We start from the raw sequence: 4,713 nt of genomic DNA, 5'->3' as shown, positions 1-4,713 counted from the left end.
AGGCCCGCCAGATCACCGGCGGCGGCGACCTGGGCCAGGGTGACCAGGGTCGGCGGCAACATGGCCAGCTCGCCGGCCTCCGCCCGGGCCAGGGCGTCCGCCGGGCGGATCCACATAGTGTGGTCGGCCTCGCCGGAGACGTCCCGGGTCCGCTGGCCCTCCGGCAGCAGGGCCAGGAAGAAGTACGTGTCGAAACGGCGCGGCTCGAACTCGGGTGTGATCCACCGGCTCCACGGCAGCAGCAGGTCGGACCGGAGCGTCAGACACCGGCCGGCGAGCAGCTCGGCGAAGCCCACCCGACGGGCCTCCAGGTCCTGTCGGGCCGCCTCCCAGTCATCGCCGCTGACGTCGCCGACCACCGTCGCGGCGTCCGGGCCGGCCAGCAGCACGCCGGCCTCCTCGAAGACCTCCCGCGCCGCCGCGCAGACCACCGCCTGGGCGGCCTGCGGGGGCAGCCCCAACCGGGCACCCCAGCCGGTGGGTCGCGGGCCGGCCCAGTCCAGGTGCGCCCGCGAGTCGGAGCGGTCCACTCCGCCGCCCGGGAAGGCGTACATTCCCCCGAAGGTCATCGTGGCGACCCGGCGGATGACGTACACCTCGAAGTCGGCGTCGGTCGGTCGCAGCAGCAGCACGGTCGCGGCGACCCGGGGCACCGCCGGGGCGCCGCCCTCGGCGCGGAACCGGCGGGCGTGCTCCACCAGGGCGGGCGGTGCCGCGAAGCCGTCGATCGTCACCCCGCGAGCCTAGTTCCCGGCCGGTGGATGGTCTTCCCGCCCGCGCACCGGCCCGGGATAGCGTGGCCGCCATGACACGTTGGGGAATCCTGGCCACCGGAAACATCGCCGCTCGTTTCGCCGAGGACCTGCGCTTGGTGCCCGGGGCAGACCTGGTCGCGGTCGGCTCTCGCACGCCGGAGAGCGCCGAACGGTTCGCCGCCCGGCACGACATCCCCCGGTGGTACGGCTCGTGGACGGGACTGGCCGCCGACGACGAGGTGGACGTGATCTACGTGGCCACCCCGCACGCCGCCCACCACGCGGCCACCCGGGTCTGCCTGGACGCCGGGCGGGCGGTGCTGGTGGAGAAGCCGTTCACCCTCGACCTGCCGACCACCACCGAGCTGGTCGAGGCAGCCCGCGCCCGTGGGATCTTCCTGATGGAGGCCATGTGGATGCGGACCAACCCGCTCGTCCTGCGGGTGGTCGACCTGGTCGCCGACGGGGCGATCGGGGAGCCGACCGGCGTCCGGGCGGATTTCGGGTTGGCCGGTCCGTTCCCGCCCGAGCACCGGCTGCGGGCCCGGGCGCTGGGCGGCGGCGCACTGCTGGACCTGGGGGTCTACCCGGTGAGCCTGGCCCACCTGCTGTTCGGCGTGCCGCAGCACGTGCGGGCCTGGGCCAAGCTCAGCCCGGAGGGCGTGGACGAGAACACCGGCATCGTCCTCGGGTACGACTCGGGCGCGGTCGCCACGCTGAGCTGCGGCCTGGTGGGCCCGTCGGGGGCGAGCGCCTCGATCGTCGGCACCACCGGCCGGATCGACCTGCCGGAGCCGTTCTTCCGGCCCGGTGCGGCGGTGCTGCACCGGGCCGGGGCGGAGCCGGAGACCCTGCCGGCCGAACTGGTCGGCGGCGGCTACCAGCACGAGGCCGCCGAGGTGCAGCGCTGCCTGGCCGCGGGGCTGACCGAGAGCCCGCTGGTGCCGCACTCGGCGACGCTGGAGGTGATTACGCTTTTGGACGGCATCCGGGAGCAGATCGGGGTCCACTACTCCTGACGATGGTCGGGCCGCCGGCGTACCAGAGGGGGCGGTGCCGGACGGCCGGCGGCGGGCGTGGCCGGCGGGAACGCGGTGCCGGTCGCCGGCGCGCCCGTGGCGGCAGAGCAGGAAGCCCCGCCACCGGACGGTGGCGGGGCCCGCGCAGGCGGCCGGTCAGCTGAACAGCGGACGGACCAGGAAGAACATCAGCGCGCCGATGGTGCCGGCGGCCGGGAAGGTCAGAATCCAGGCGCCGATGATGTTGCCGGCCACGCCCCACCGGACGGCGGAGAGCCGCTTGGTGGCGCCGACGCCCATGATCGCCGAGGTGATGGTGTGGGTGGTCGAGATCGGGGCGCCGAGAACCAGCGCGTTGAAGTAGAGCACCGAGCTGGCCACCGTCTCCGCCGCGAAGCCCTCCGGCGGCCCGAGGTCGATGATCTTACGGCCGAGGGTACGGATGATCCGCCAGCCACCGGCGTACGTGCCGGCGGCGAGGACGGCGGCGGAGGTCCAAAACGCCCACTCCGGGATGAACGACGGGTCGTTCTGGTAGCCGCCCACGTAGAGCGCGAGCACCACGATGCCGATGGTCTTGGCGGCGTCCTGCATGCCGTGGCCGACCGACATGGCGGCGGCGGACGCCGTCTGCGCCCAGCGGAAGCCCCGGTTCAGCTTGCCCGGGTGCCCCTTCCGGAAGATCCACTGCACGGCGATCATGACGATGTACCCGAGCAGGAAGCCGACCAGCGGCGACAGCACCATCGGGATGACGACGCTCTCGCCGATGCCACTCCAGAGCACCGTGCCGGAGGCGGCGATGGTCGAGCCGACCAGACCGCCGATCAGCGCGTGCGACGAGGACGACGGCAGGCCGTAGTACCAGGTGATCAGGTTCCAGACGATCGCGCCGATGACACCGGCGAAGACGATGCCCAGGCTGGCCTGGCCGGTGGGGAGGCTGACCAGGCCACTGCCGACGGTCTTGGCCACCTCGGCGCCGAAGTGGGCGCCGATGAAGTTGCCGACGGCCGCCATGGCCAGGGCCACCCGGGGTGTCAGCGCCCGGGTGGAGATGCTGGTCGCGATCGCGTTGGCGGCGTCGTGGAAGCCGTTGGTGTAGTCGAACACCAGGGCCACCCCGATCACCGCCAGCACGGCGACGAGTTCGGGACTCACAGGCTCAGGACTCCTTGACCGCGATGGTCTCGACGGTGTTCGCCACGTGCTCGAAGGCGTCGCAGGCAGCCTCCAGCTCGTCGGCGACCTCCTTCATCTTCAGCACGGTCAACGCGTCGTACTCGCCGGAGAAGAGGCGGACCAGCAGCATCCGGTACGCCTGGTCGCCGTCGTTCTCCAGCCGGTTGCACTCGATCCAGTAGTCCTCGAGATCCTTCATCGACCGCAGCCGGGGCATGGCCTCGGCGGTCAGCTTCGCCTGCTGGTCGAGGACGTTGACCATCTCGTGCATCTCGCGGGGCAACGAGGGGAGCTTGGTCAGGCCATACAGGTAGAGCAGGTTGCCGACCGCCTCAAGGTGGTCCATCACGTCGTCGAGCAGCGAGCCGAGCCGGTAGATGTCCTCCCGGTCGAACGGGGTGATGAAGGTCGAGTTGATCTTCTTGTACAGGTCGTGGGTGATCTGGTCGCTGTCATGCTCGACCTCGGTCAGCCGCTCGCTCACCGACTGCACCTCGACGTCGGGCAGCGCCAGCTCGTTGAGCAGTGTGGTGCCCTTCACCAGGTTCTGCGCGGCCCTGGTGAAGAGCTCGTAGAAGGCGCCCTCGTTCGGGCGGAAGGAAAACTTCACAGCACGGACCTCGTCGTGTCGGTGGAAGGGTGGCACACCCAGGGGCGTCGCTTCGGGAATGCTAGGTACCCCACAGATCCCCGTATCAGCCGGCCCACCCCCGGCCAGGCCCGATTCACCACTCGTTAACCCTCCGTTAACCTCACTCCGCTTCACCTCGCTGCGCAGGCTCACCGCCCCGCAGCCGTCGAAGCTCCCGCTCGACGTCGAAACCGGCAGCCGGATACCCGAGATGCAGGGCGGCGAACGTCTCCGACAGCAGATGGGCCAGCGCCCAGTCCCTGTACCACTTACGGTCCGCCGGCACCACGAACCACGGCGCGTCGGTCGTGCCGCACCGGCCCAGCGCCTCGGCGTACGCGGCCTGGTAGTCGTTCCAGCGGGCCCGCGCGTCGAGGTCGCCCGGCTCGTACTTCCAGTGTTTCGTCGGGTCGGTCAGCCGCTCCGCCAGCCGCTCCGCCTGCTCCGCGCGGGAGATGTGCAACATCACCTTGACCAGGGACACCCCGGCGTCGACCAGTTCCCGCTCAAAGGTGTTGATCTCGTCGTACCGGGCCCGCCAGGTGGTTTCCGTCACCAGCCGGTCGACCCGGGCCACCAGCACGTCCTCGTAGTGGGACCGGTTGAAGACGCCGACGTAGCCCGGCGGCGGCAACGCCCGCCGGATCCGCCACAGGAAGTCGTGCCGCAGCTCCTCCTCCGTCGGCGGGCCGAACGAGCGGATGTGCAGGCCGAGCGGGTTCATCGCCCCCGCCACCCGCTTCACCGCGCCGTCCTTGCCACCGCAGTCCATCGCCTGGAGCACCAGCAGCACCCGCGCCGGCCGGTCGCCGCCCAGGTGCCCGCCGGCCGCCGTCGGGGCGCCGGCCGGCGCGTCCGGGCCGGCGGCGGCCTTCGCGGTGGCGAAGAGCATCTCCTGCTGTCGTCCCAGTCCGGCACCGATCAGCGCCACCTGCTCGCGCGCCCACGCCTTGCGGCCGTGGCCGCGGCCCGGCACGGAAGGCAGGCCGGGGGTGGACCTGGGGTCGACCGACCCCAGGTCCACCGGCGCACCCGTCGAGGAGACCCGCAGCAGTTCGCGCATCGTGCCGCCCGTCGGCGGCACGACCTCCGTTCCATCGAGCGTTCCCATCCCCCGATCCTCACC

General features: G+C 71.8%; 5 protein-coding genes. 1 reads left to right on the top strand and 4 read right to left on the bottom strand.

Translation table 11 applies throughout. The features are described 5' to 3' along the window. Positions 1–734 (bottom strand): NUDIX domain-containing protein (locus tag E1193_RS30205; RefSeq protein WP_132186544.1); only part of this gene is annotated, 734 nt, incomplete at its 3' end. A 71-nt stretch (positions 735–805) separates the two neighbouring features. Here E1193_RS30205 and E1193_RS30200 point away from each other — a divergent pair. Next, on the top strand, positions 806–1,774 hold the full coding sequence (locus tag E1193_RS30200) for a Gfo/Idh/MocA family oxidoreductase (RefSeq protein ID WP_132186543.1): 969 nt from the start codon (positions 806–808) through the stop codon (positions 1,772–1,774). Positions 1,775–1,930: 156 nt separating this feature from the next. On the opposite strand, the gene E1193_RS30195 is transcribed toward E1193_RS30200, so the two are convergent. The 3 genes from E1193_RS30195 to E1193_RS30185 form a co-directional block, all read right to left on the bottom strand. After that, positions 1,931–2,935, bottom strand: a complete 1,005-nt coding sequence (locus tag E1193_RS30195; protein ID WP_132186542.1) for an inorganic phosphate transporter — start codon at positions 2,933–2,935, stop codon at positions 1,931–1,933. 4 nt (positions 2,936–2,939) lie between these two features. Next, positions 2,940–3,566 carry a DUF47 family protein gene (locus E1193_RS30190; protein WP_132186541.1) on the bottom strand — a complete coding sequence of 209 codons (627 nt, stop codon included), beginning with the start codon at positions 3,564–3,566 and terminating at the stop codon, positions 2,940–2,942. A gap of 142 nt (positions 3,567–3,708) precedes the next feature. Next, a complete protein-coding gene (locus E1193_RS30185) occupies positions 3,709–4,650 on the bottom strand; it encodes a PPK2 family polyphosphate kinase (RefSeq protein WP_132186545.1) in 942 nt (313 codons plus the stop codon). Positions 4,651–4,713 lie beyond the last annotated feature (63 nt).

This window comes from Micromonospora sp. KC606 (assembly GCF_004348675.1).
In the GTDB taxonomy this organism is placed as follows: domain Bacteria; phylum Actinomycetota; class Actinomycetes; order Mycobacteriales; family Micromonosporaceae; genus Micromonospora.
This window is presented reverse-complemented; position numbering and strand designations above follow the sequence as displayed.

Excerpts from the sequence above, each read along its gene's own strand:
- E1193_RS30200 (WP_132186543.1), top strand. The coding sequence starts at position 806 with ATGACACGTTGGGGAATCCTGGCCACCGGAAACATCGCCGCTCGTTTC.
- E1193_RS30185 (WP_132186545.1), bottom strand. The coding sequence starts at position 4,650 with ATGCGCGAACTGCTGCGGGTCTCCTCGACGGGTGCGCCGGTGGACCTG.